Below are 21,140 nucleotides of genomic sequence, written 5' to 3'. Positions count from 1 at the left end.
GGGCCGGGGCCGGGGCGGCCGCGGGCTCGGCGGCCGGAGCCGCGGCGGCCACGGGCGCGCCCGTGCCGTCGTCGATGACGGCCAGCTCGGCGCCGACCTCGACGGTCTCGTCCTCGGCGACCTTGATGGCGGCCAGGATGCCGGCCGCGGGGGCCGGGATCTCGGTGTCGACCTTGTCGGTCGAAACCTCGAGCAACGGCTCGTCGGCCTCGACGCGCTCGCCCTCGGCCTTCAGCCAGCGGGTGACAGTGCCCTCGGTGACGCTCTCGCCGAGCGCCGGAAGGGTTACGGAAACCGACATGGTTTCAGTTGCTCCTTACGAAAGTGCGGAAGTGGTCGGTCGTCGCGCCCGGTCGACTGGATCAGTCGTGGGAGTGCAGAGGCTTGCCGGCCAGGGCCAGGTGGGCCTCGCCCATCGCCTCGTTCTGGGTCGGGTGGGCGTGGATGAGCTGCGCGACCTCGGCCGGCAGCGCCTCCCAGTTGTAGATCAGCTGGGCTTCGCCGACCTGCTCGCCCATACGGTCACCGACCATGTGGACGCCGACCACGGCACCGTCCTTGACCTGGACGAGCTTGATCTCGCCCGCGGTCTTGAGGATCTTGCTCTTGCCGTTGCCCGCGAGGTTGTACTTCAGAGCGACGACCTTGTCCGCGCCGTAGAGCTCCTTGGCCTTCGCCTCGGTGATGCCCACGGAGGCGACCTCGGGGTGGCAGTACGTCACCCGCGGGACACCGTCGTAGTCGATCGGAACGGTCTTCAGACCGGCCAGCCGCTCCGCCACCAGGATGCCCTCGGCGAAGCCGACGTGCGCGAGCTGGAGCGTCGGGACCAGGTCACCCACGGCCGAGACGGTCGGCACGTTGGTCTGCATGTACTCGTCGACGAGGACGTAACCGCGGTCCATCGCGACGCCGGCCTCCTCGTAGCCCAGGCCCTGCGAGACCGGGCCGCGGCCGATGGCGACCAGCAGCAGCTCCGCCTCGAAGGTCTTGCCGTCGGCGAGGGTCACGCGGACGCCGTCCTGCGTGTACTCGGCGCCCTGGAAGAACGTACCGAGGTTGAACTTGATGCCGCGCTTGCGGAAGGCGCGCTCAAGAAGCTTCGAGCTGTTCTCGTCCTCGACCGGGACGAGGTGCTTCAGGCCCTCGATGATCGTCACGTCGGTGCCGAAGGACGTCCACGCCGAGGCGAACTCGACGCCGATGACGCCGCCGCCCAGCACGATCGCGGACTTCGGGACGCGGTCCAGCTTGAGCGCGTGGTCCGACGAGATGATGCGGTTGCCGTCGATCTCCAGGCCCGGCAGCGACTTCGGCACGGAGCCGGTCGCGAGCAGCACGTGGCGGCCCTGGACGCGCTGGCCGTTCACATCCACCGAGGTGGGGGAGGAGAGCCGTCCCTCACCCTCGATGTAGGTGACCTTGCGCGAGGCGATGAGACCCTGCAGACCCTTGTACAGGCCCGAGATCACGTCGTCCTTGTACTTGTGGACGGCGTCGATGTCGATGCCCTCGAAGGTGGCCTTGACACCGAACTGCTCGGACTCGCGCGCCTGGTCGGCGATCTCACCGGCGTGCAGCAGGGCCTTCGTGGGGATACAGCCGTTGTGCAGGCAGGTGCCGCCGACCTTGCCCTTCTCGATCAGAGCGACGTCCAGGCCCAGCTGCGCTCCGCGCAGGGCCGCGGCGTAACCGCCGCTACCACCGCCGAGGATCACTAGGTCGAAAACGGTGCTGGCGTCGTTCGCCACGTCACGTCCTCCATGCATGTGCGCCGTACGCCGGGCCCCGTCGCTGGGGGATGACCGGCCGGTCGGCTGGTGTTCGGCCGCTTTTGTTATTCGGCCCTGTGGTGGGGGCCCTGTCCTGCCGAGAACCCATCTTCGCACTTGTTGACGGTGGGCGGGACGCGGGGCCCGGGTCTGAGACGGACGATCATCCGTCTCAGGCGGTTACCGCCGCGTAGACCCCTACTGATTTCGTCGAGAGCGAAACCGGCCGGACCCGTGCGGCGATGCCATCGGCGTAACACGTACGGCCCCGGGCCTATGCCCGGGGCCGTACGTCACGGTCGAGACCTCAGCCGAGGTCTCCGGCGGCGGTGCGCTCGGCCAGCCTGACCAGCGTGCGGACCGCGGAGCCGGTGCCGCCCTTGGGCGTGTAGCCGTACGGCGCGCCCTCGTGGAAGGCCGGACCGGCGATGTCCAGGTGCGCCCAGGCGATGCCCTCGCCCACGAACTCCTGGAGGAACAGACCGGCCACCAGGCCGCCGCCCATCCGCTCGCCCATGTTGGCGATGTCGGCGGTCGGGGAGTCCATGCCCTTGCGCAGGTCGGCGGGGAGCGGCATCGGCCAGGAGGCCTCGCCGACCTCCTCGGCGATCTCGTGGATGGAGGTACGGAAGGCGTCGTCGTTCGCCATGATGCCGAAGGTGCGGTTGCCCAGCGCCAGCACCATCGCGCCGGTCAGGGTCGCCACGTCGACGATCGCGTCCGGGTTCTCCTCGGAGGCGCGGGTCAGCGCGTCGGCGAGGACGAGCCGGCCCTCGGCGTCCGTGTTGAGGACCTCGACGGTCTTGCCGCTGTACATGCGCAGCACGTCACCGGGGCGGGTGGCGTTGCCCGACGGCATGTTCTCGGCGAGCGCCAGCCAGCCGGTCACGTTGACCCGGAGGCCGAGGCGGGAGGCCGCGACGACGGCGGCGAACACGGCGGCGGCGCCGCTCATGTCGCACTTCATCGTCTCGTTGTGGCCGGCCGGCTTCAGCGAGATGCCGCCCGAGTCGTAGGTGATGCCCTTGCCGACCAGGGCCAGGGTCTTCTCCGCCTTCGGGTGCGTGTAGGCGAGCTTCACCAGACGCGGGCCGTGGGTCGAGCCCTGGCCGACGCCGAGCAGACCGCCGAAGCCGCCCTTGACGAGCGCCTTCTCGTCGAGGACCTGCACCTTGATGCCGTGCTCCTTGCCCGCGGCGGTGGCCACGGCGGCGAAGGACTCGGGGTACAGGTCGTTCGGCGGGGTGTTGATCAGGTCGCGGGCGCGGTTGATCTCCTCGGCCACCGCGACGGCGCGCTCGGTGGCCGCCTTGAACGCCTTGTCGCGCGGCTTGGCGCCGAGCAGGGCGACCTCGCCGAGCGGCAGCTTCGCGCCGTTGCCGTTCTTCTTGCCCTTGGGGGCGAGCTTGTCCTCGCCGCCCTGGTACGCGGTGAAGGCGTACGCGCCCAGGAGCGCGCCCTCGGCGATCGCCTCGGCGTCCTCGGGGGAGGCGACGGGCAGCGCGAAACCGGCCTTCTTCGAGCCGGTCAGGGCGCGGGCGGCCGAACCGGCGGCCCGGCGCAGCGCCTCGGTGTCGTACGCCTCGTCCTTCTGCGGGACCGGGCCGAGCCCGACCGCGACGACGACCGGGACCTTGAGACCGGCGGGTGCGGGGAGCTTGATCGCCTCGCCCTCGGCACCCGCGGCGCCCAGGGCCTGCAGGACGGTGGCGAGCTTTCCGTCGAACGCCTTGTCCACGGCCTCGGAGCCCGGTGCGAGGACCAGACTCCCAGCCTTGGACCCAGAGCCCTTGGCGACGCCGACGACGAGTGCGTCGGCGCGCAGCGTCGCCGCACCGGCAGTGCTGAGAGTGAGAGCAGTCACGGTGGTGAAATCTCGCTTCCGTTGAGTTCGTTGTCGGTCTGTGCTGGCCGAGGGGGTGGCCGACCGTGCCCGGCGCATCGTAGACGTCGCCGCAATGTGCCGGGAATGAGCCTACGCGCGCCCTTGGTGCGGGAACACGGCGGCGGGCCGTCGGTGGCTCGTTGTGGCGCCGCGGTCCCCGGTCCCGGACGGCCCGGCCGGGGCCCGTGCGGCCGGAAGGGACGGTGGACGTAGGGTCGTTGGAGGTGAAAGGCCCTATGGGGGGAGAACCATGCGCGCCCATGGGGTCGCAGGCACGACGCGAGGAAGACGGGCGCTGCCCGTCGCCGTACTGATTCTGCTGGCCCTGCTGGCCGGCTGCACCTCGGCACCGGAACCCGCCGGAAAGGACCACTGGCGGCCGGCGGCGGGCACCCGCTGGCAGTGGCAGCTCTCCGGCAGACTGGATCCGACGGTGGACGTCCCGGTGTACGACATCGACGGCTTCGACCACGGGGCCGAGGCAGTCGGGGATCTGCACCGCCGGGGCCGCAAGGTGATCTGCTACCTCTCCACCGGTGCCTGGGAGGACTTCCGTCCGGACGCCGGGAAGTTCCCCGCCTCGGTACGCGGCAAGGGCAACGGCTGGGACGGGGAGTACTGGCTCGACATCCGCCGCACGGACATCCTGAAGCCGCTGATGGAGCGGCGGATCGAGATGTGCGCCGAGAAGGGGTTCGACGCGGTGGAGCCCGACAACATGGACGGCTACCGCAACCGCACCGGCTTCCCGCTGACCGCCGCCGACCAGTTGCGCTACAACCGGCTCATCGCCCGGCTCGCCCACCGCCACGGGCTCGCCGTCGGCCTGAAGAACGACCTCGGGCAGATCCCGGAGCTGGAGCCGGACTTCGACTTCGCGGTCAACGAGCAGTGCGCGCAGTACGACGAGTGCGAGGAGCTCACCCCGTTCGTGAAGGCGGGCAAGGCCGTCTTCCACGTCGAGTACGAGCTGCCCGTCGCCCGGTTCTGCGCCGGGTCGCGGCGGCTGGGGCTCAGCTCGCTGCTGAAGAAGTACGAACTCGGGGTGTGGCGCCAGGAGTGCCCGAAGGGCCGCACGCAGAACGGCTAGGAGCTTTCGGCCCGGTCGGGCACCGGCACGCGAGCCCGGCCTGATCCGGCCGAGAGGCCCTAACCGAACGTCAGGGCCACCAGGGCCGCCGTGGCCGCGGTCTCCGCCAGCGCGCCGAACACATCGCCGGTCACCCCGCCGAAGCGCCGCACACAGTGCCGCAGCAGGAGCTGGGCGACCCCGAGCGCGGCCACCGCGGCCAGCGCGTGGCGCGGCGCCCCGTACCCGCCGAGCAGCGCACCGGCCCCCGCGCAGCCCGCGACCACCACGGTCCCGACCGCCACCGCGCCGTACGCCCAGCCCCGCCCGTACAGCTCGGCCAGCGCGGCGACCTGGGCCAGCAGCACGAACAGCAGGGTGATCACACCGAACGGCCCAATGTCCGACTGCTTCATGATCCGAAGGGCGTCGTCGGCGGGCTTGCCGCTGCCCAGGCCGTCGGCGGTGTCCGCGAGACCGTCCAGATGCAGACCCCGGGTCAGTGCGGCGGGCACGGCGGCCGAGGCGACCGCGGCGAGCAGCGGTGCCGAGCCGAGCAGCAGCAACAGGCCGCCGGCCGCCGCCGAGAGCAGCCCCACCACGAGACCGGCGAGCGGCGCGCACAGCATGCCGGCGCGGGCGGCCCCGCGGTCCCAGCGGGTGACGCGGACGGGGAGCACGGTCAGGGTGCCGAAGGCGAAACGGATGCCGTGGCTGTTCAGGGAGGTCACGGCGCGCAGGCTAATCGGTGCGCCGGGCCGATAGATTGCCCGTAACACGACAGACCGGGGCATGAGCGGCTTATCGGGAGTGGGTGGCATGGGTCACTGGTTCGATCAGAACATCGTCGAGCCGGGGAAGCTGCCGCTGCTCCTCGCCCTGGCCTCCTTCGTGCTCACCTTCGCGATCACCCGGATCATCACCCGGATGATCCGGGCGGGGAAGGGCCCGTTCCGCAACATCACACCCGGCGGGATGCACATCCACCACGTGGTCCCCGGGGTGGTGCTGAGCGTCGTCGGCGGCTTCGGCGCGGTCGCCAGCGGGCGGGCGGGCGTCACCGCGGGAATCTGCGCCGTGGTCTTCGGCGCGGGCGCGGGGCTGGTGCTGGACGAGTTCGCCCTGATCCTCCATCTCGACGACGTGTACTGGACCGAGGAGGGCCGCCAGAGCGTGGAGGTGGTGGTCCTCACCGCGGCGCTGGTGCTGCTGGTGCTGGCCGGTTTCTCACCGCTCGGTGTGAACGAGCTGAGCAGCGACGAGCAGCAGGACCGGCTCGGCGTCGTCCTGACCCTGATCGTCAACTTCTGCTTCGTGCTGATCGCCCTCTTCAAGGGCAAGGCGCGGCTCGCGGTCGTCGGCACGCTGGTCCCGTTCGTCGCGCTGATCGGCGCGGTCCGGCTGGCCCGGCCGACCTCGATGTGGGCCAGACGCTTCTACCGCAACCGGCACCGGGCCCGTGCCCGGTCGGTGCTGCGCGCCTACCATCACGACGTGCGCTGGGTGGGTCCGCGGCGCAGGTTCGAGGATCTGATCGGCGGCGCACCGGACCGGGTGCCGCTCCCGGGGCGCAAGCCCTGATCCCGTGGCCGGTCCCGGCGGGGCGCGCGGACGCACATCAGGAGGACGGCGGCGATCGCCACCAGGTGCTCCTTGCCCGCCAGATTGTTCTTCAGGACCACCTCGGCCACCATCGCCGCGATCACCAGCGCCCCGGTGAAGCGGGCCCGGTGGACGTAACAGAGGTAGACGGCGAGGCCGACCACCGCCGCGGACGGCCCGGTGTCGGCGATCCGGGCGTCCGAGGCCGGCAGCCCGAACAGCCCGTCCGGGCCGAGCGCGACACCGATCCGCGCGTACAGCGTCCCGGCCAGCGTCGCCACGTACGCGATCAGCAGCGTGCGCCACCGCCCCAGGCAGATCTCGGCGGTGCCGAACACCATCAGGATCTGCACCAGCGCCCCCCATACCGGCAGATCCGGCGCCGGCACGAACAGCGACAACGGCGTACGCAGCAGGGAGACCGGCAACGGGTCCTCGGCCTGCACCGTCCCGAGGGTGTGCACCACCCCGAGACCCCACGAGTGCTGCTGCAGCGCGTGGAGCAGCGCCGTCAGACAGACCGCGGCGATCGTCATCGGGACGGCCCGCAGCCGGTCGGCGGCGAGCGCCGCGCATACGGTCGCCGTCAGCGAACCCCATTCGCGGCGAGCCGCCCGGCGCAGTGCGCGCACGGGTCTCATCCATCGGCCCCGAGATGCGAGCGGTGCAGCCACTTGGGCAGACCGGGCGCCTCCAGGAACCCTTCGGCGCGGCCCGCCGCGACACCGATGCGCAGCAGGTCCGAGCTCTTCTCGAACAGCATGAAGCGTGGCTCCCAGATCGGCCGGTACTTGGCGTTGGCGCGGTACAGCGACTCGATCTGCCACCAGCGCGAGAAGAAACTGAGCAACGAGCGCCACAGCCTCAGCACCGGGCCGGCGCCGAGCCGCGAACCACGCTCGAAGACGGACCGGAACATCGCGAAGTTCAGTGAGACCTGCGTGATCCCGATCTCCTGGGCGCGCTGGAGAAGTTCGATGACCATGAACTCCATCAGCCCGTTCTCCGCTTCCCGGTCACGGCGCATCAGGTCCAGCGAGAGTCCGTTCGGCCCCCAGGGCACGAAGCTCAGTACGGCACGCAGCTCGCCCGGAGTGCCCTCCTCGGTGGCGGCGTTGCGGCATTCGAGCATCACGCACCGGCCGTCGGCCGGATCGCCGAGCCGGCCCAGCGCCATCGAGAAGCCGCGTTCGGTCGCCCCGTCGCGCCAGTCGTCGGCGCGCCGCACCAGTTCGGCCATCTCGTCCTCGGGGATGTCCGCGTGGCGGCGGACGGTCACCTCGTACCCGGCGCGCCGGACCCGGTTGTAGGCCTGGCGGACGGTCCGCATCGCCCGCCCCTCCAGGGTGAACTCGGCGGTCTCCACGATCGCTTCGTCGCCCAGCTCCAGGGCGTCGAGGCCGTGCCGTGCGTAGATCGTGCCGCCCTCCTCGCTCACCCCCATCACCGCCGGGATCCAGCCGTGCTCGCGGGCCTCGGCCAGCCACGGATCGATCGCCCCGGGCCAGGCCTCCGGGTCGCCGATGGGATCACCTGAGGCGAGCGAGACCCCGCCCACCACCCGGTAGGTGACGGCGGCCTTCCCGGTGGGGGACCAGATGACGCTCTTCTCCCGGCGCAGCGAGAAGTAGCCGAGCGAGTCGCGCTCGCCGTGCTTCTCCAGCAGCGCCCGGAGCCGGGCCTCGTCCTCGGGGGTGATCGGGTCGACGGCCCGGCGGGACCGGAACGCCGCGTACACGACGGCGATCAGCAGCAGGGTGGAGAGCACGTTGATGGTGACGTTGACCCAGCCGGGGGCGGTGATCCCGGGGAAGTCGACGTCGTTGTCGGCGATCGAGACCAGCCGCAGCGCCCCGTAGCGCCACCGGTCCAGGAAGGACGCCCGGTAGCCGTCGGACGCGGTGTTGGTGAGGGTGACCAGGCCCGCGGCGAGCAGTGAGGTGACCAGCAGCCCGCCGATCGCGACGGCGGCCGCCAGTTTCGGGTTGGACCGGTCGCCCTTCGCGTAGAACTCGCGCCGGCCGAGGAGCAGCGCCAGCACGAAGGCGGCGGTCAGCGCCAGCGAGATCCAGTTCTGCGGATACCGCCGGACCTCGGGGAATGCGATCACCAGGGCGAAGAGGAGCAGCAGCAGGCCGCTCACCACCATGTTCACGATCCAGGCGGCCCGCTTGCGGCGGCGCATGGTGATCGCCAGGAAGAGGGCGACGACCCCGGAGGAGAAGCCCGCGGTGAGCAGGTAGGGGGTGAAGTAGTTCTCCGTGTTGTGGCGGCGCAGATCGTTGCCGAGAGAGACCCAGACGGCGCTCAGAAAGTTGATGAACGACACGACGCGCAGGTACCAGATGGCGAATGCTGCGCTGCGCCGTGACCGGACGGTACTCGGTGCCCGGACGGTGCCCCGCCCGGATTCGTCGGTGGCCAATCGGACCTCTCCCATGAAAAGCGATCATATGGTGCATCGCACTGCATGAGGGACTGCGCTGCGGCCGGTGTCCTGCGGCCGCAGCGGCGCCGGTCCGTGAGGATCAGGTCGCGTCGCCGTATGCGGCGCCGGCCCCGGCCTCCTCGTCGGCGCCGTCCTTCTCCCCGGCGACGGGGTCGCGTTCGGGCAGCTCGGCCGCGAGTGCGGCCGCGGCCCGGACGAGCGGGAGTGCGAGCAGTGCCCCGCTTCCTTCACCCACGATGACGCCGTGGTCCAGCAACGGGTTGAGCGCCAACCGGTCCAGCGCCTTGGCCTGGGCCGGCTCACCGCTCGCCTGACCCGCCAGCCACCAGTCCGGCGCCCGGAAGGCGGCCCGCTGGCCCACCAGCGCACAGGCCGCGGAGACCACGCCGTCCAGGATCACCGGCAGCCTGCGCACCGCGCACTGCAGCAGGAACCCGGTCGTCGCCGCCAGATCCGCACCGCCCACCGTGGCCAGCAGCTCCAGCTGGTCACCGAGGACCGGCCGGGCCCGCCGCAGCGCGTCCCGGATCGCCGCGCACTTGCGCATCCACGCCAGGTCGTCGATGCCCGCGCCGCCGCGCCCGGTGACCACCGAGGCGTCCGTACCGCACAGCGCCGCGATCAGGGTGGCCGCGGCCGTGGTCCCGCCCACGCTCAGATCGCCGAGCACCACCAGATCGGTGCCCGAGTCGGCCTCCTCGTCGGCGATCGCCATGCCGAGCCGTACCGCCCGCTCGGCCTCCTCGGCCGTCAGCGCGTCCTCGATGTCGATCCGGCCGCTGCCCCGCCGCACCCGGTGACGTACCACCGGCTCGGGCAGCAGCTCCGGATCGCAGTCCAGACCGGCGTCGACGATCCGTACCGGTACGGAGAACTGCCGGGCCAGCACCGCGAGCGGCGTCGCACCCTCCAGGGTGGCCCGCACCAGTTCGTACGCGCTGCCGGCCGCGCGCCCGGAGACATCCAGCCCGGCGACCCCGTGATCACCGGCGAAGAGCACCACGCGCGGCTGCTCGATCGTCTTGACCGGTACGGACTGCTGAGCGGCCGAGAGCCATTCGCCCAGCTCGTCCAAGCGGCCGAGGGAGCCGACGGGAACGCTCAGGCGCTCCCGTCGTTCCTCGGCATCGCGCCGTACGCCGCCGTCGGGGCGTTCGATCAGGTCGGAGAAGTCGTCCAGATTCACGGGGGTCTGCCTCGCGGGTCGATGCGTCGAGTGGGCCGGTGAGCCCGGCGGCGGGCTCACTGCGGAACAGTACCCGCCGCGTTTTCGGCGCCCGGCCGGACCGCGGCCCCCGCGGCCGGGGCACGGACGGCCCCGGTCAGCCGCGCAGCACCAGCGCCTGCCCGGCCACCACCAGCAGCACCTGCTCGCACTCGTCGGCGAACGCGGCGTTCAGCCGGCCCAGCTCGTCCCGGAAGCGCCGCCCGGCGGCCGTCGCGGGCACCACGCCCGAACCGGTCTCATTGGTGACGGCGACGACCGTGCGACGCGTTCCGCGGACCGCCGCGACCAGCTCGGCGGTCCGCTTGTGCAGGGCGTCCTCGCCGCCCCCGGTCCACGCCTCGTCGTCCCAGGCGTCCACCCGGTCCATCGCGTCGGTCAGCCAGAGGGACAGGCAGTCGATCAGCAGCGGCGGCCCGTCCGACTCCAGCAGCTCCACCAGCTCACAGGTCTCCTCGGTGCGCCAGGCGGCCGGCCGGCGCTCCCGGTGCAGACCGACCCGGGCCGCCCACTCGGCGTCGCCCTCCCGGCCGCCGCCGGTCGCCACGTACACCACCTCGGGGAGCGTCTCCAGACGCCGCTCGGCCTCCACCGACTTTCCCGATCTCGCCCCGCCCGTCACCAGCGTGCGCCGGGGCACCGACGGAACCGCGTGGTACTCGCCCACCACCAGAGTCGTCCCGTCCGGCACGGCCCGCGCGCCGGCCGCCGCGAGCCGCCGGTCCAGCTCGGCCCCGGGCGGCGCGGCATGGTCCAGGTGGACGGCCACGATCTCGGTGGCCGGGCCGATCGCCTCCACCGCCCGCAGCCGCGCCACCGCGTCCGGCCGCCCCACCACATCGCCGACCACCATGTCGTACGGCTCCGCCACCCGGTCGGTGAGACCGGCGGGCGCGGCGCCCGGCGGCATGTACAGCAGCCGGGGGCCCGACGGTCCGGTGACCTCGTACCCGGTCCCCGGCGCGTCCATCGGCACCGCCCGCACCCGGTGCCCGCTGATCAGCGTCAGCACCCGTCCGTCCGGAACCCGCCCCGCCGGGGGCAGCCCCGCCGGCAGCTCCACGGCGGGCCCGTCGTGCGGATGGGTGAGCAGCACCTGCCGCACCCCGGTGAGCGAGTGCCCCGCACGGGCCGCGGCGAACACGGCCCCCGGAGTGAGATCGAGCAGCAGCGCGTCGTCGACCAGCAGCGCGGTCGCGGCCCGCGAGCGCGCCCCGCGGGCGACGGCGCAGGCGGCGCAGGGACATTCGGGCTGCGGCAGCCCGTCGGGGGCTCCGGTGCCGAGCAGAGTCAGTTCCACGCCTTCGATCCTCCCGTGTCCGTGCGGCCGGTGCACGGCCTGGGGCCTCTCGTCCGGATGCGGGGCAGGCCCCGGCCCGCCGGTCAGGCACTAGGCTGCGGGGCAGCAAAGCGACCCAGGAGGCGGACATGGCGTGGACGTGGCGGTTCGAGAAGTCCGACGGTACGGAGACGGAGCCGGCCCTGCAGCCGGAGGAATTCACCACTCAGGGCGACGCGGAGTCCTGGATCGGTGAGTACTGGAAGGAACTCCTGGACGGCGGGGCGGACCAGGTGACGCTCTTCGACGACTCGACGAAGATCTACGGCCCCATGAGCCTCCAGGCGGACCAGGGCTGATCCGCCGCCTCGCGCGAGGAGCGCTCCGGATCTCCTCGTCTCCTCGCGCGAGGAGTGGCGTCAGATCTCGCCCAGGGTGACCTTCGCCGTCTTCTCCGCCCCGTCGCGCAGATACGCCACCGTGACCTTCTGGCCGGGTTTGTCCGAGGCCAGCGCCTCCGAGAGCGATGTGATCGTCGTGACCGGCAGGTCGTCGATCCCGACGATGATGTCGCCGGCCCGCAGTCCCGCCTTGTCCGCGGCACCGTTCTTCGTCACGTCGACCAGGGCCACGCCGGCCGGCTGGTAGTTGTCGTCGACGACGGTGCGACCCGTGATGTCCAGGGCCGCCCGGCCCGAGTCGATGACCCTGCCGCTCTTGATGATCTGGTCGGCGACCGTCTTCACCATCGACACCGGGATGGCGAACCCGATCCCCGGCGCCGCGCTGCCGCCCAGCTCCGGGTCGGTCGCCGCCAGGGTCGGGATGCCGATCACCTCGCCGGCCAGGTTGACCAGCGCACCCCCGCTGTTGCCCGGGTTGATCGCGGCCGAGGTCTGCACCATGTTCGCGATCGTCGCGCCGGTGCCGCCGCCCGCGCGGCTCTCGCTGACGGTCCGGCCGAGCGCCGAGACGATGCCCTGGGTGACGCTGGAGGACAGTCCGAGCGGCGAGCCCATCGCCAGCACGATCTGCCCCACCTCGACCTTCGCCGAGTCGCCGAACTTCGCGGGCTTCAGCCCGTCGGGCACGCTGGCGAGCTTGATGACGGCCAGATCCTGCTCCGGGTAGGAGGCCACCAGCGCGGCGTTCAGCACCTTCTCGCCGGTCGCGACGGTGACCTTGAACGTCCTTTCGTTGCCGACCACATGGGCATTGGTGACGATGTGGCCCTTGGTGTCGTAGACGATGCCGGAGCCCAGGCCCTCGGTGGTCTGGATCTGCACCACCGACGGCAGCACGTCCTTGATCACGGCCTGGTAGTCGCTCTGCAGATCGCTCGCGGTCCGGGTCGCGGAGGCCGGATCGCTGGGGTCGGGCCTGGGCGACTCGGAGGCCGCGTCCGAGCATCCGCTCACCAGGGCGATCGCGCAGATCCCTGCGGCCAGGGGCAGCAGCAGCCGGCGGACGCGGGCGCGGGAGTGGAATATATCCATGCTCCGATTGTTGCTTTTGCCCCTTTTGGCGGCCTCTTGGGTTCGGCCGGTCGGGGCACGGCGCCGGGCAGCCCCGGCGACCCGCTCCCGTGTCCGCTCAGCCCCGGACCCCGCACAGGTGCAGCAGCGCGGCCACCCGGCGGTACGGATCGGTCCGCCCGGCCCGGTCCTCCGCGGCGAGCACCTGCTCCAGCTCGGCCGCGGCCGGCAGCTCCACGTCGTTGCTCACGTTGTCCGTGAAGACGCGCACCCCGTACCAGGCGTGCAGCGGCGCCGCGATCCCGGCGAGCGTGGCCGTCAGGGCGTCCAGCCGGTCGGCCCGCACGGTGAGGCCCAGCCGGTTGGTGTACGTGTCCGTGTCGAACGAGGCCAGCGCCCCGTCCCAGTCCCCGGCGGTCCCAGGCCGCATCGCCAGCGCGTCCGCGTTCCGTACGAGCAGCGAGAGCAGTCCGCCCGGGGCGAGCATCCGGGCCAGGCCCGCCAGCATCGCGTCCGGATCCCGGACATACATCAGCACGCCGTGGCAGAGGACCACGTCGAAGCTGCCGGGCAGGAAGTGCACCCCGGTGTCCAGGCCGTTGCCCTCGATCAGCCGTACCCGCTCACGGATGCCCGCGGGCTCGCTGCCGAGCGCCTCCCTGGCCACCCGCAGCATCTCGGCGTCCGACTCCAGGCCGGTCACCGTATGACCGGCCCGCGCCAGGCGCAGCGCCTGGGTGCCCTGGCCCATGCCGACGTCCAGCACCCGCAGCCGCTGCCCGACCGGGAAGCGGGCCGCTATCTGCTCGTCGAGCTGCCGGGCCACCAGCTCCTGGCGGACGGTGTTGCGCAGCCCGCCGAGCCCCTTCAGCCACACCGAGGAGGCCCCGGAGAACCCGGTCACGGGAACGGCATCGTCCAGCCGGCCGGCGGACGGACCGCCGACCGGGCCGGAGATGTGCGTACTCAGGGCCGCTCTCCACGCTTGACCTGCGGCTTCGGCAGCCGGAGGCGACGCATCTGAAGCGTGCGCATCAGGCCGTAGGCGACCGCGCCACGCTTGGGCGTATCGGGGAAGCGCTCCTTGAGCTGCTTCTTCAGACGGATCGAGAGACCGATCGAGTCGACCACGATCAGCACGATCACCACGAGCCAGAGCAGCAGCGAGATGGTCTGGATGTTCTGCACCTGGATCACGCTGAGAATCAGAATGATCACGGCGAGCGGCAGGAAGAACTCCGCGATGCAGAAACGCGAGTCCACGTAGTCGCGGACGAAGCGCCGCACCGGGCCCTTGTCGCGAGCCGGCAGATAGCGCTCGTCGCCACTGGCGAGCGCCTCACGCTGCTTGGCCATGTCCACACGGCGGGCTTCGCGCTGCCGCTTCATGGCCTCCTTGCGGTCGAGCGGCGCGCCACTGGAGGCGCGACGGCGCTGCGACTGGGCATCGCTGCGCTTGGGGGTGGGGCGACCTTTGGGGGCCTGCGGGTCGCGGGGCTGCTTGGAGAGGTCCGCCGTCACCTTGCCGGTGGGCGCCTTCTCTTCCTTCGAACGGCTACGGAACACAAGGCCCAAGGGTACGGGTTCGTTTGCCACGACCCCAGGCCGGTCGGGAACGATCCGGCAACGGCCTGCGTCCTCGCAGGTGTACCGGGGTGCCCGGTACGGGTGACGTGACCGGGTCTCCCTTACCCCCGCCTACTCCTTGGGCCGGAGTGGTGACCTGGTGCAGTCGTCCTTGGGTAGGAGCACATCCTTGCTCGAACAGTGCGGTAATAGAGGCAGGGCCCGTACTGTGGGTTCTGTTGGAGTGCTGGAGCTCAGTCCGTCAGAAGGGGGCGCGCGAAGCCCATGAGCGGTGTCATGAAGCGTATGGGGATGATCTTCCGCGCGAAGGCAAACAAGGCCCTTGACAGGGCCGAGGATCCGCGCGAGACCCTCGATTACTCGTACCAGAAGCAGCTCGAACTGCTTCAGAAGGTACGTCGCGGTGTCGCCGACGTGGCGACTTCGCGCAAGCGGCTGGAGCTGCAGCTGAACCAGCTGCAGGGACAGTCGTCCAAGCTGGAGGACCAGGGCCGCAAGGCGCTCGCGCTCGGCCGCGAGGACCTGGCCCGCGAGGCGCTGTCCCGGCGCGCCGCGCTCCAGCAGCAGGTCACCGACCTGGAGACGCAGCACACCACGCTGCAGGGCGAGGAGGAGAAGCTCACCCTCGCGGCGCAGCGGCTGCAGGCCAAGGTCGATGCCTTCCGCACCAAGAAGGAGACCATCAAGGCCACCTACACCGCCGCCCAGGCGCAGACCCGGATCGGCGAGGCCTTCTCCGGGATCTCGGAGGAGATGGGCGATGTCGGCCTGGCGATCCAGCGGGCCGAGGACAAGACCCAGCAGCTGCAGGCCCGGGCCGGCGCGATCGACGAGCTGCTCGCCTCCGGCGCCCTGGACGACCCGACCGGCACGGCGAAGGACGACATCGCCGCCGAGCTGGACCGGATCTCCGGTGGTACGGATGTGGAGCTGGAGCTCCAGCGCATGAAGGCCGAGCTGGCCGGCGGCTCCACCCAGCAGGCGATCGAGGGCGGCCCGCAGGACGCCGCCCAGCAGCAGTCGTCGCAGTCCCCGCACAGGTTCGACAAGAGTTGAGGCGGCGTCATGATCGTACGGATCATGGGGGAGGGCCAGGTCGCACTGGCCGACAGTCATCTCGCCGAGCTCGACGGGCTCGACGACGAACTGCTCGCCGAGATGGAGAGCGGTGACGGACCGGGATTCCGGACCACTCTGCACGCGCTCCTGGCCAGGGTGCGCGAGCTCGGCACAGCGTTGCCGGACGACTCCCTGGAGCCGTCCGAGCTGATCCTGCCCTCTTCCGACGCGACCCTCGAAGAGGTGCGCGCCATGCTCCGCGACGACGGGCTGATCCCCGGCTGACGCCGCTCTCCCCGCTCCAGCACACGTATGAACCCGTGCCCCGGGTCCGGTCCGCCGGACCCGGGGCACGGGCGTGCCCGGAGTCCTTCGCACGGGATCCGGTCGGATTCCCCCGCGACACGCCGTAACGTAGCTTGACGTGACCACCCTCGGAACCGGGGTTCGGCGCGTCCGGCACTGGCCGCGCGACCATCCCCTCGCGCTGGACGCCACCCTGGCCCTGGCCGTACTGGTGGTGATGGTCGTCGGATCGTTCGTCCACCCGCGCTCGGGGGAGGGGCCCTCCTTCGGAACCCGTCCGCCCGCGGTCAGCGGTGTGCTGCTGATGGTGGCCGGCGCCGTGGCGCTCATCTGGCGGCGGCGCAGTCCCATGGCGGTGCTCGCGGTCACCGCCGGGCTGACCGTCGTCGAGCTGGTGAAGTCCGACCCGCCCGCACCCGTGGTCATGGCCACCGTCATCGCGCTGTGCACCGTCGCCGCCCGCACCGACCGGCCCACCACCTGGCGGGCCGGCCTGCTCACGGTGGCCGTGCTGACCGGCTCGGCGATGCTCTTCGGCGCGGCGCCCTGGTACAGCCAGGAGAACTTCGGCGTCTTCGCCTGGACCGGCCTGGCCTGCGCGGCGGGGGACGCCGTCCGTTCCAGGCGCGCCTTCGTCGACGCGATCAGGGAGCGGGCCGACCGGGCCGAGCGCACCCGCGAGGAGGAGGCCCGGCGGCGGGTCGCCGAGGAGCGGCTGCGGATCGCCCGCGATCTCCACGACGTCGTCGCCCACCACATCGCCCTGGTCAATGTCCAGGCCGGGGTGGCCGCCCACGTCATGGACAAGCGTCCCGACCAGGCCAAGGAGGCGCTCGCCCACGTCCGGGAGGCCAGCCGTTCCGCGCTCGACGAACTGCGGGCCACCGTCGGGCTGCTGAGACAGTCCGGCGACCCGGCGGCGCCGACCGAACCCGCACCCGGCCTCGCCGTCCTCGACGCACTGGTCGACACCGTCCGCCGGGCCGGGCTTCCCGTCGACGTGGTCTGCACCGACCGGCGGCCCCCGCTGCCCGCGGCCGTCGACCTGGCCGCGTACCGGGTCATCCAGGAGGCGCTGACCAATGTCCGCAAGCACGCGGGCCCCGGGGCCCGGGCCGAGGTGAGCGTCGTACGGGTCGGGGCCACGGCCGAGGTCACCGTGATCGACAACGGCTCCGGCGGGGGCGGCTGCCACGGCGACGGCGGCGGGCACGGCCTGCTCGGCATGCGCGAACGTGTCACCGCGCTCGGCGGCACCCTCACCGCCGGGCCCCGCTACGGCGGCGGATTCAGGGTCCATGCGATCCTGCCCGTCGAGGCCCGCACAGGAGAGTCCGGGGAGCCGGGCGCGGTGGGCCGGACGGGGGAAACCGCATGACAGAGCCCATCAAGGTGCTGCTCGTCGACGACCAGGCGCTGCTGCGCAGCGCCTTCCGGGTGCTGGTCGACTCGGAGGCCGACATGGAGGTGGTCGGCGAGGCGGCGGACGGCGCGCAGGCCGTGGAGCTCGCCCGCTCGACCGGCGCCGACGTGGTGCTGATGGACATCCGGATGCCCGGCACGGACGGACTCACCGCGACCCGCATGATCAGCGCCGATCCCGAACTGGCCGGCGTGCGGGTCGTCATGCTCACCACCTTCGAGGTCGACGAGTACGTGGTGCAGTCGCTGCGCGCCGGGGCGTCCGGCTTCCTCGGCAAAGGGGCGGAACCCGAGGAACTGCTCAACGCGATCCGTATCGCCGCGGGCGGCGAGGCGCTCCTGTCGCCCGCCGCGACCAAGGGGCTGATCGCCACCTTTCTCGCGCAGGGCGGCAGTTCGGACGGCGAGGGGCCGAGCGCCGCGGAGTACACCGACCGGCTCGCCGCGCTCACCGGCCGGGAGCGCGAGGTGCTCGTCCTGGTCGCCGGCGGCCACTCCAACGACGAGATCGCCGAGCGGCTCGCCGTCAGCCCGCTCACCGTCAAGACCCATGTGAACCGGGCGATGGCGAAGCTGGGCGCCAGGGACCGGGCTCAATTGGTGGTAATTGCCTACGAATCAGGCCTGGTGCGCCCCAGGGTGGAGTGAGGGGTGGAGATACGGCGTACTCCACCTGCGGTATGCGCGGCATAAGAAAGCGACCTGGGATTGACGCCCCGGGCCCTGCCGGCAGGCGATCGTATAGATGGGCCGGGTCTGTCCCTCAGCCACCCGCCCACCTGCCGCGTAAGCCACAGAAGAGAGACCCACCCATGTCCTGGCTGTCCAGATTCAGCCTCGCGCAACGGGCCCTGATCGGTTTGATCTCGATCGTCGCGCTCGTATTCGGGGCGATAGCGATCCCGCAGCTCAAGCAGCAGCTGCTGCCCACCATCGAACTCCCGATGGTGTCGGTCATCGCCCCCTACCAGGGTGCGTCCCCCGATGTGGTCGAGAAGCAGGTCGTCGAGCCGCTGGAGAACTCGGTCAAGGCCGTCGACGGCGTCACCGGGATCACCTCGACCGCCAGCGAGGGCAGCGCCGTCGTCATGGCGTCCTTCGACTTCGGCAGCGAGGGCACCAAGCAGCTCGTCGCCGACATCCAGCAGGCGGTGAACCGCGCCCGCGCCCAGCTCCCCGACGACGTCGACCCGCAGGTCATCGCCGGTTCGACGGACGACATCCCGGCCGTCGTCCTCGCCGTCACCTCCGGCAAGGACCAGCAGGCCCTCGCCGACCAGCTGGACCGCACGGTCGTCCCCGCCCTGGAGGACATCAGCGGCGTCGGCCAGGTCACCGTCGACGGTGTGCGGGACCTCCAGATCTCCGTCACCCCCGACGACAAGAAGCTCGCCGAAGCCGGCCTGAACGCCGGCACGCTCTCCCAGGCCCTCCAGGCGGGCGGCGCGACCGTCCCCGCCGGTGCCTTCTCGGAGTCGGGCAAGAGCCGCACCGTCCAGGTCGGCGGCGCCTTCACCTCCCTGAAGCAGATCGAGAACCTGCGGGTCACCGGTCAGGACCCCGCGACGGGCAAGCCCGGCTCGCCGGTCCGCGTCGGTGACGTCGCCACCGTGAAACAGGAGCCGTCCACCGCGGTCTCCATCACCCGTACGAACGGCAAGCCGAGCCTCGCCGTGATGGCCACGATGGACAAGGACGGCAGCGCCGTCGCCATCTCGGACGCGGTCAAGGACAAGCTCCCCGACCTCCGCAAGGACCTCGGAGCCGGTGCCGAACTGACCGTCGTCTCCGACCAGGGCCCCGCCGTCTCCAAGGCGATCTCCGGTCTGACCACCGAGGGCGCGCTCGGTCTGCTCTTCGCCGTCATCGTGATCCTGGTCTTCCTCGCCTCGCTGCGCTCGACCCTGGTCACCGCGGTCTCCATCCCGCTCTCCGTGGTCCTCGCGCTGATCGTGCTCTGGACCCGTGACCTCTCGCTCAACATGCTCACGCTGGGCGCGCTGACCATCGCGATCGGCCGCGTCGTCGACGACTCGATCGTGGTCCTGGAGAACATCAAGCGTCACCTCGGCTACGGCGAGGAGCGCCAGTCGGCGATCATCACCGCGGTGAAGGAAGTGGCCGGCGCGGTCACCTCCTCGACCCTCACCACGGTCGCCGTCTTCCTGCCGATCGGTCTCGTCGGCGGCATGGTGGGCGAGCTCTTCGGCTCCTTCTCGCTGACCGTCACCGCGGCCCTGCTGGCATCCCTGCTGGTCTCGCTGACCGTCGTCCCCGTCCTGTCGTACTGGTTCCTGCGCGCCCCGAAGGGCGCCACCGAGAACCCGGACCAGGCGCGCCGCGAGGCCGAGGAGAAGGAGGCCCGCAGCCGGCTCCAGAAGCTGTACATCCCGGTGCTGCGCTTCGCCACCCGGCGCCGTATCACCAGCATCGTCATCGCGATCGTGGTGTTCCTCGCCACCTTCGGCATGGCCCCGCTGCTGAAGACCAACTTCTTCGACCAGGGCGAGCAGGAAGTCCTCTCCATCAAGCAGGAGCTGGCCCCCGGCACCAGCCTGGCGGCCGCCGACAAGGCGGCCAGGAAGGTCGAGAAGGTCCTCACCGAGGACGAGGGCGTCAAGGACTACCAGGTCACCGTCGGCTCGTCCGGCTTCATGGCGGCCTTCGGCGGCGGCACCGGCGCCAACCAGGCCTCCTACCAGGTCACCCTGAAGGACTCGGGCGACTTCGACGCCACGCAGAAGCGCATCGACACCGCGCTCGGCAAGCTCGACGGCATCGGTGACACCACCATCGCCGCGGGCGACGGCTTCGGCAGCCAGGACCTCAGCGTCGTGGTCAAGGCCTCCGACGCGGACGTGCTGAGGAAGGCGTCCGAGCAGGTCCGGGCCGGGGTGGCCGGGCTGAAGGACGTCAGCGACGTCCAGAGCGACCTCGCGCAGAGCGTCCCGCGGATCTCGGTCAAGGCCACGCCCAAGGCCGCCGAGGCCGGCTTCAACCAGGCCACGCTCGGCGCGGCCGTCGCCGGAGCGGTGCGCGGCACCCCGTCCGGCAAGGCGATCATGGACGACACCGAGCGGGACGTTGTCATCAGGTCCGCCCACCCGGCGACCACGATGGCCGAGCTGAAGAACCTCTCCCTCGGCCCGGTGAAGCTCGGGCAGATCGCCGACGTCGAACTGGTCCCCGGCCCGGTCTCGATGACCCGGATCGACGGCCAGCGCGCCGCGACGATCACCGCCAAGCCCATCGGTGACAACACCGGTGCGGTCGGCACCTCGCTCCAGAAGAAGATCGACGAGCTGAAGCTCCCGGACGGTGCCACCGCCACCATCGGTGGTGTCTCCGAGGACCAGAACGACGCGTTCCTGAAGCTCGGCCTGGCCATGCTGGCCGCGATCGCGATCGTCTTCATGCTGCTGGTGGCGACCTTCAAGTCCCTCGTCCAGCCGCTGATCCTGCTGGTCTCCATCCCGTTCGCGGCGACCGGCGCCATCGGCCTGCTCGTGATCACCGGCACCCCGATGGGCGTACCGGCGATGATCGGCATGCTGATGCTGATCGGCATCGTGGTCACCAACGCGATCGTGCTGATCGACCTGATCAACCAGTACCGGGCCCAGGGCATGGGTGTCGTCGAAGCGGTCGTCGAGGGCGGCCGCCACCGGCTCCGCCCGATCCTGATGACCGCACTCGCGACCATCTTCGCCCTGCTCCCGATGGCACTCGGCGTCACCGGCGAGGGCGGCTTCATCTCGCAGCCGCTCGCCGTGGTCGTGATCGGCGGCCTGGTCACCTCGACCCTGCTGACGCTCCTGCTGGTGCCGACGCTCTACGCGATGGTGGAGCTCCGCAAGGAGCGCCGCGCGAAGAAGAAGGAGGCCAAGCGCGCGAAGAAGGCGGGCCTGCCCGCCCCGGCCCCCACGGAGGCGGCCGCCTCCGAGGAGCCGGAGCCCGCGAAGGCCTGATCCGCCCGGTACGACGGCGGGGGGCCCCCCCCCCCCCCCCCC

General features: G+C 71.4%; 19 protein-coding genes. 8 read left to right on the top strand and 11 right to left on the bottom strand.

Translation table 11 applies throughout. The features are described 5' to 3' along the window. The 3 genes from AADR41_RS34110 to AADR41_RS34100 form a co-directional block, all read right to left on the bottom strand. Window positions 1-301: biotin/lipoyl-containing protein (locus AADR41_RS34110; RefSeq protein ID WP_342285703.1), on the bottom strand; the 301-nt coding region annotated here is incomplete at its 3' end. 61 nt (window positions 302-362) lie between these two features. Then, window positions 363-1,751, bottom strand: a complete 1,389-nt coding sequence (gene lpdA, locus AADR41_RS34105) for a dihydrolipoyl dehydrogenase (protein WP_342285702.1) — start codon at window positions 1,749-1,751, stop codon at window positions 363-365. Between the two features lie 328 nt (window positions 1,752-2,079). Next, window positions 2,080-3,636 carry a leucyl aminopeptidase gene (locus tag AADR41_RS34100; RefSeq protein WP_342285701.1) on the bottom strand — a complete coding sequence of 519 codons (1,557 nt, stop codon included), beginning with the start codon at window positions 3,634-3,636 and terminating at the stop codon, window positions 2,080-2,082. Window positions 3,637-3,907: 271 nt separating this feature from the next. Between AADR41_RS34100 and AADR41_RS34095 the strand changes: the two genes are divergently transcribed. Next, complete coding sequence (locus AADR41_RS34095; protein ID WP_342285700.1) at window positions 3,908-4,747, top strand: endo alpha-1,4 polygalactosaminidase; 840 nt, start codon at window positions 3,908-3,910, stop codon at window positions 4,745-4,747. 59 nt (window positions 4,748-4,806) lie between these two features. On the opposite strand, the gene AADR41_RS34090 is transcribed toward AADR41_RS34095, so the two are convergent. After that, the gene (locus AADR41_RS34090) at window positions 4,807-5,457 is read right to left on the bottom strand and encodes an adenosylcobinamide-GDP ribazoletransferase (RefSeq protein WP_342285698.1); all 651 of its coding nucleotides are present in this window, start codon (window positions 5,455-5,457) and stop codon (window positions 4,807-4,809) included. Window positions 5,458-5,545: 88 nt separating this feature from the next. Between AADR41_RS34090 and AADR41_RS34085 the strand changes: the two genes are divergently transcribed. Next, window positions 5,546-6,307, top strand: coding sequence for a hypothetical protein (locus AADR41_RS34085; RefSeq protein WP_342285696.1), 762 nt, complete (start codon window positions 5,546-5,548; stop codon window positions 6,305-6,307). Here the strand turns inward: AADR41_RS34085 and AADR41_RS34080 are convergent. From AADR41_RS34080 to AADR41_RS34065, 4 genes are all read right to left on the bottom strand, one after another. Further along, a complete protein-coding gene (locus AADR41_RS34080) occupies window positions 6,214-6,969 on the bottom strand; it encodes a hypothetical protein (RefSeq protein WP_342285695.1) in 756 nt (251 codons plus the stop codon). The two genes, AADR41_RS34085 and AADR41_RS34080, sit on opposite strands and share 94 nt — an antisense overlap. After that, window positions 6,966-8,768: a phosphatidylglycerol lysyltransferase domain-containing protein gene (locus AADR41_RS34075; RefSeq protein ID WP_342285693.1), complete on the bottom strand. Its 1,803-nt coding sequence runs from the start codon at window positions 8,766-8,768 to the stop codon at window positions 6,966-6,968. The genes AADR41_RS34080 and AADR41_RS34075 overlap by 4 nt, the downstream gene beginning before the upstream one ends. A gap of 88 nt (window positions 8,769-8,856) precedes the next feature. Further along, window positions 8,857-9,963, bottom strand: a complete 1,107-nt coding sequence (gene cobT / locus AADR41_RS34070) for a nicotinate-nucleotide--dimethylbenzimidazole phosphoribosyltransferase (protein ID WP_342285691.1) — start codon at window positions 9,961-9,963, stop codon at window positions 8,857-8,859. 136 nt (window positions 9,964-10,099) lie between these two features. Beyond that, entirely contained in the window at window positions 10,100-11,302 is a 1,203-nt protein-coding gene (locus AADR41_RS34065; protein WP_342285689.1) for a bifunctional adenosylcobinamide kinase/adenosylcobinamide-phosphate guanylyltransferase, read from the bottom strand. A 128-nt stretch (window positions 11,303-11,430) separates the two neighbouring features. On the opposite strand from AADR41_RS34065, the gene AADR41_RS34060 reads away from it, so the two are divergent. After that, window positions 11,431-11,640 (top strand): hypothetical protein, encoded by a 210-nt coding sequence (locus tag AADR41_RS34060; RefSeq protein WP_072483289.1) that lies wholly within the window; start codon window positions 11,431-11,433, stop codon window positions 11,638-11,640. A 60-nt stretch (window positions 11,641-11,700) separates the two neighbouring features. On the opposite strand, the gene AADR41_RS34055 is transcribed toward AADR41_RS34060, so the two are convergent. The 3 genes from AADR41_RS34055 to AADR41_RS34045 all read right to left on the bottom strand — a co-directional run bounded on the left by AADR41_RS34055 (window position 11,701) and on the right by AADR41_RS34045 (window position 14,322). Beyond that, window positions 11,701-12,777 carry a S1C family serine protease gene (locus AADR41_RS34055; RefSeq protein WP_342285688.1) on the bottom strand — a complete coding sequence of 359 codons (1,077 nt, stop codon included), beginning with the start codon at window positions 12,775-12,777 and terminating at the stop codon, window positions 11,701-11,703. A 97-nt stretch (window positions 12,778-12,874) separates the two neighbouring features. Further along, on the bottom strand, window positions 12,875-13,627 hold the full coding sequence (locus AADR41_RS34050) for a class I SAM-dependent methyltransferase (protein ID WP_446751153.1): 753 nt from the start codon (window positions 13,625-13,627) through the stop codon (window positions 12,875-12,877). Window positions 13,628-13,722: 95 nt separating this feature from the next. Next, the gene (locus AADR41_RS34045) at window positions 13,723-14,322 is read right to left on the bottom strand and encodes a DUF3043 domain-containing protein (protein ID WP_342285686.1); all 600 of its coding nucleotides are present in this window, start codon (window positions 14,320-14,322) and stop codon (window positions 13,723-13,725) included. A 297-nt stretch (window positions 14,323-14,619) separates the two neighbouring features. On the opposite strand from AADR41_RS34045, the gene AADR41_RS34040 reads away from it, so the two are divergent. From AADR41_RS34040 to AADR41_RS34020, 5 genes are all read left to right on the top strand, one after another. Next, entirely contained in the window at window positions 14,620-15,399 is a 780-nt protein-coding gene (locus tag AADR41_RS34040; RefSeq protein ID WP_342285684.1) for a PspA/IM30 family protein, read from the top strand. 9 nt (window positions 15,400-15,408) lie between these two features. Continuing rightward, window positions 15,409-15,687: a PspA-associated protein PspAA gene (gene pspAA, locus AADR41_RS34035; protein ID WP_266691293.1), complete on the top strand. Its 279-nt coding sequence runs from the start codon at window positions 15,409-15,411 to the stop codon at window positions 15,685-15,687. Between the two features lie 139 nt (window positions 15,688-15,826). Continuing rightward, window positions 15,827-17,086 (top strand): sensor histidine kinase, encoded by a 1,260-nt coding sequence (locus tag AADR41_RS34030; protein WP_342285681.1) that lies wholly within the window; start codon window positions 15,827-15,829, stop codon window positions 17,084-17,086. Next, window positions 17,083-17,778, top strand: coding sequence for a response regulator transcription factor (locus AADR41_RS34025; protein WP_342285679.1), 696 nt, complete (start codon window positions 17,083-17,085; stop codon window positions 17,776-17,778). Before AADR41_RS34030 ends, AADR41_RS34025 begins: the two co-directional genes overlap by 4 nt. 164 nt (window positions 17,779-17,942) lie before the next feature. Then, window positions 17,943-21,098, top strand: a complete 3,156-nt coding sequence (locus tag AADR41_RS34020; RefSeq protein WP_342285678.1) for an efflux RND transporter permease subunit — start codon at window positions 17,943-17,945, stop codon at window positions 21,096-21,098. Window positions 21,099-21,140 lie beyond the last annotated feature (42 nt).

Origin of the sequence: Streptomyces sp. CLV115 (genome assembly GCF_038448545.1) — a bacterium.
In the GTDB taxonomy this organism is placed as follows: domain Bacteria; phylum Actinomycetota; class Actinomycetes; order Streptomycetales; family Streptomycetaceae; genus Streptomyces; species Streptomyces sanglieri.
Note: the sequence above shows the minus strand (reverse complement) of the source record. Positions and strands in the feature narration are given on the sequence as shown.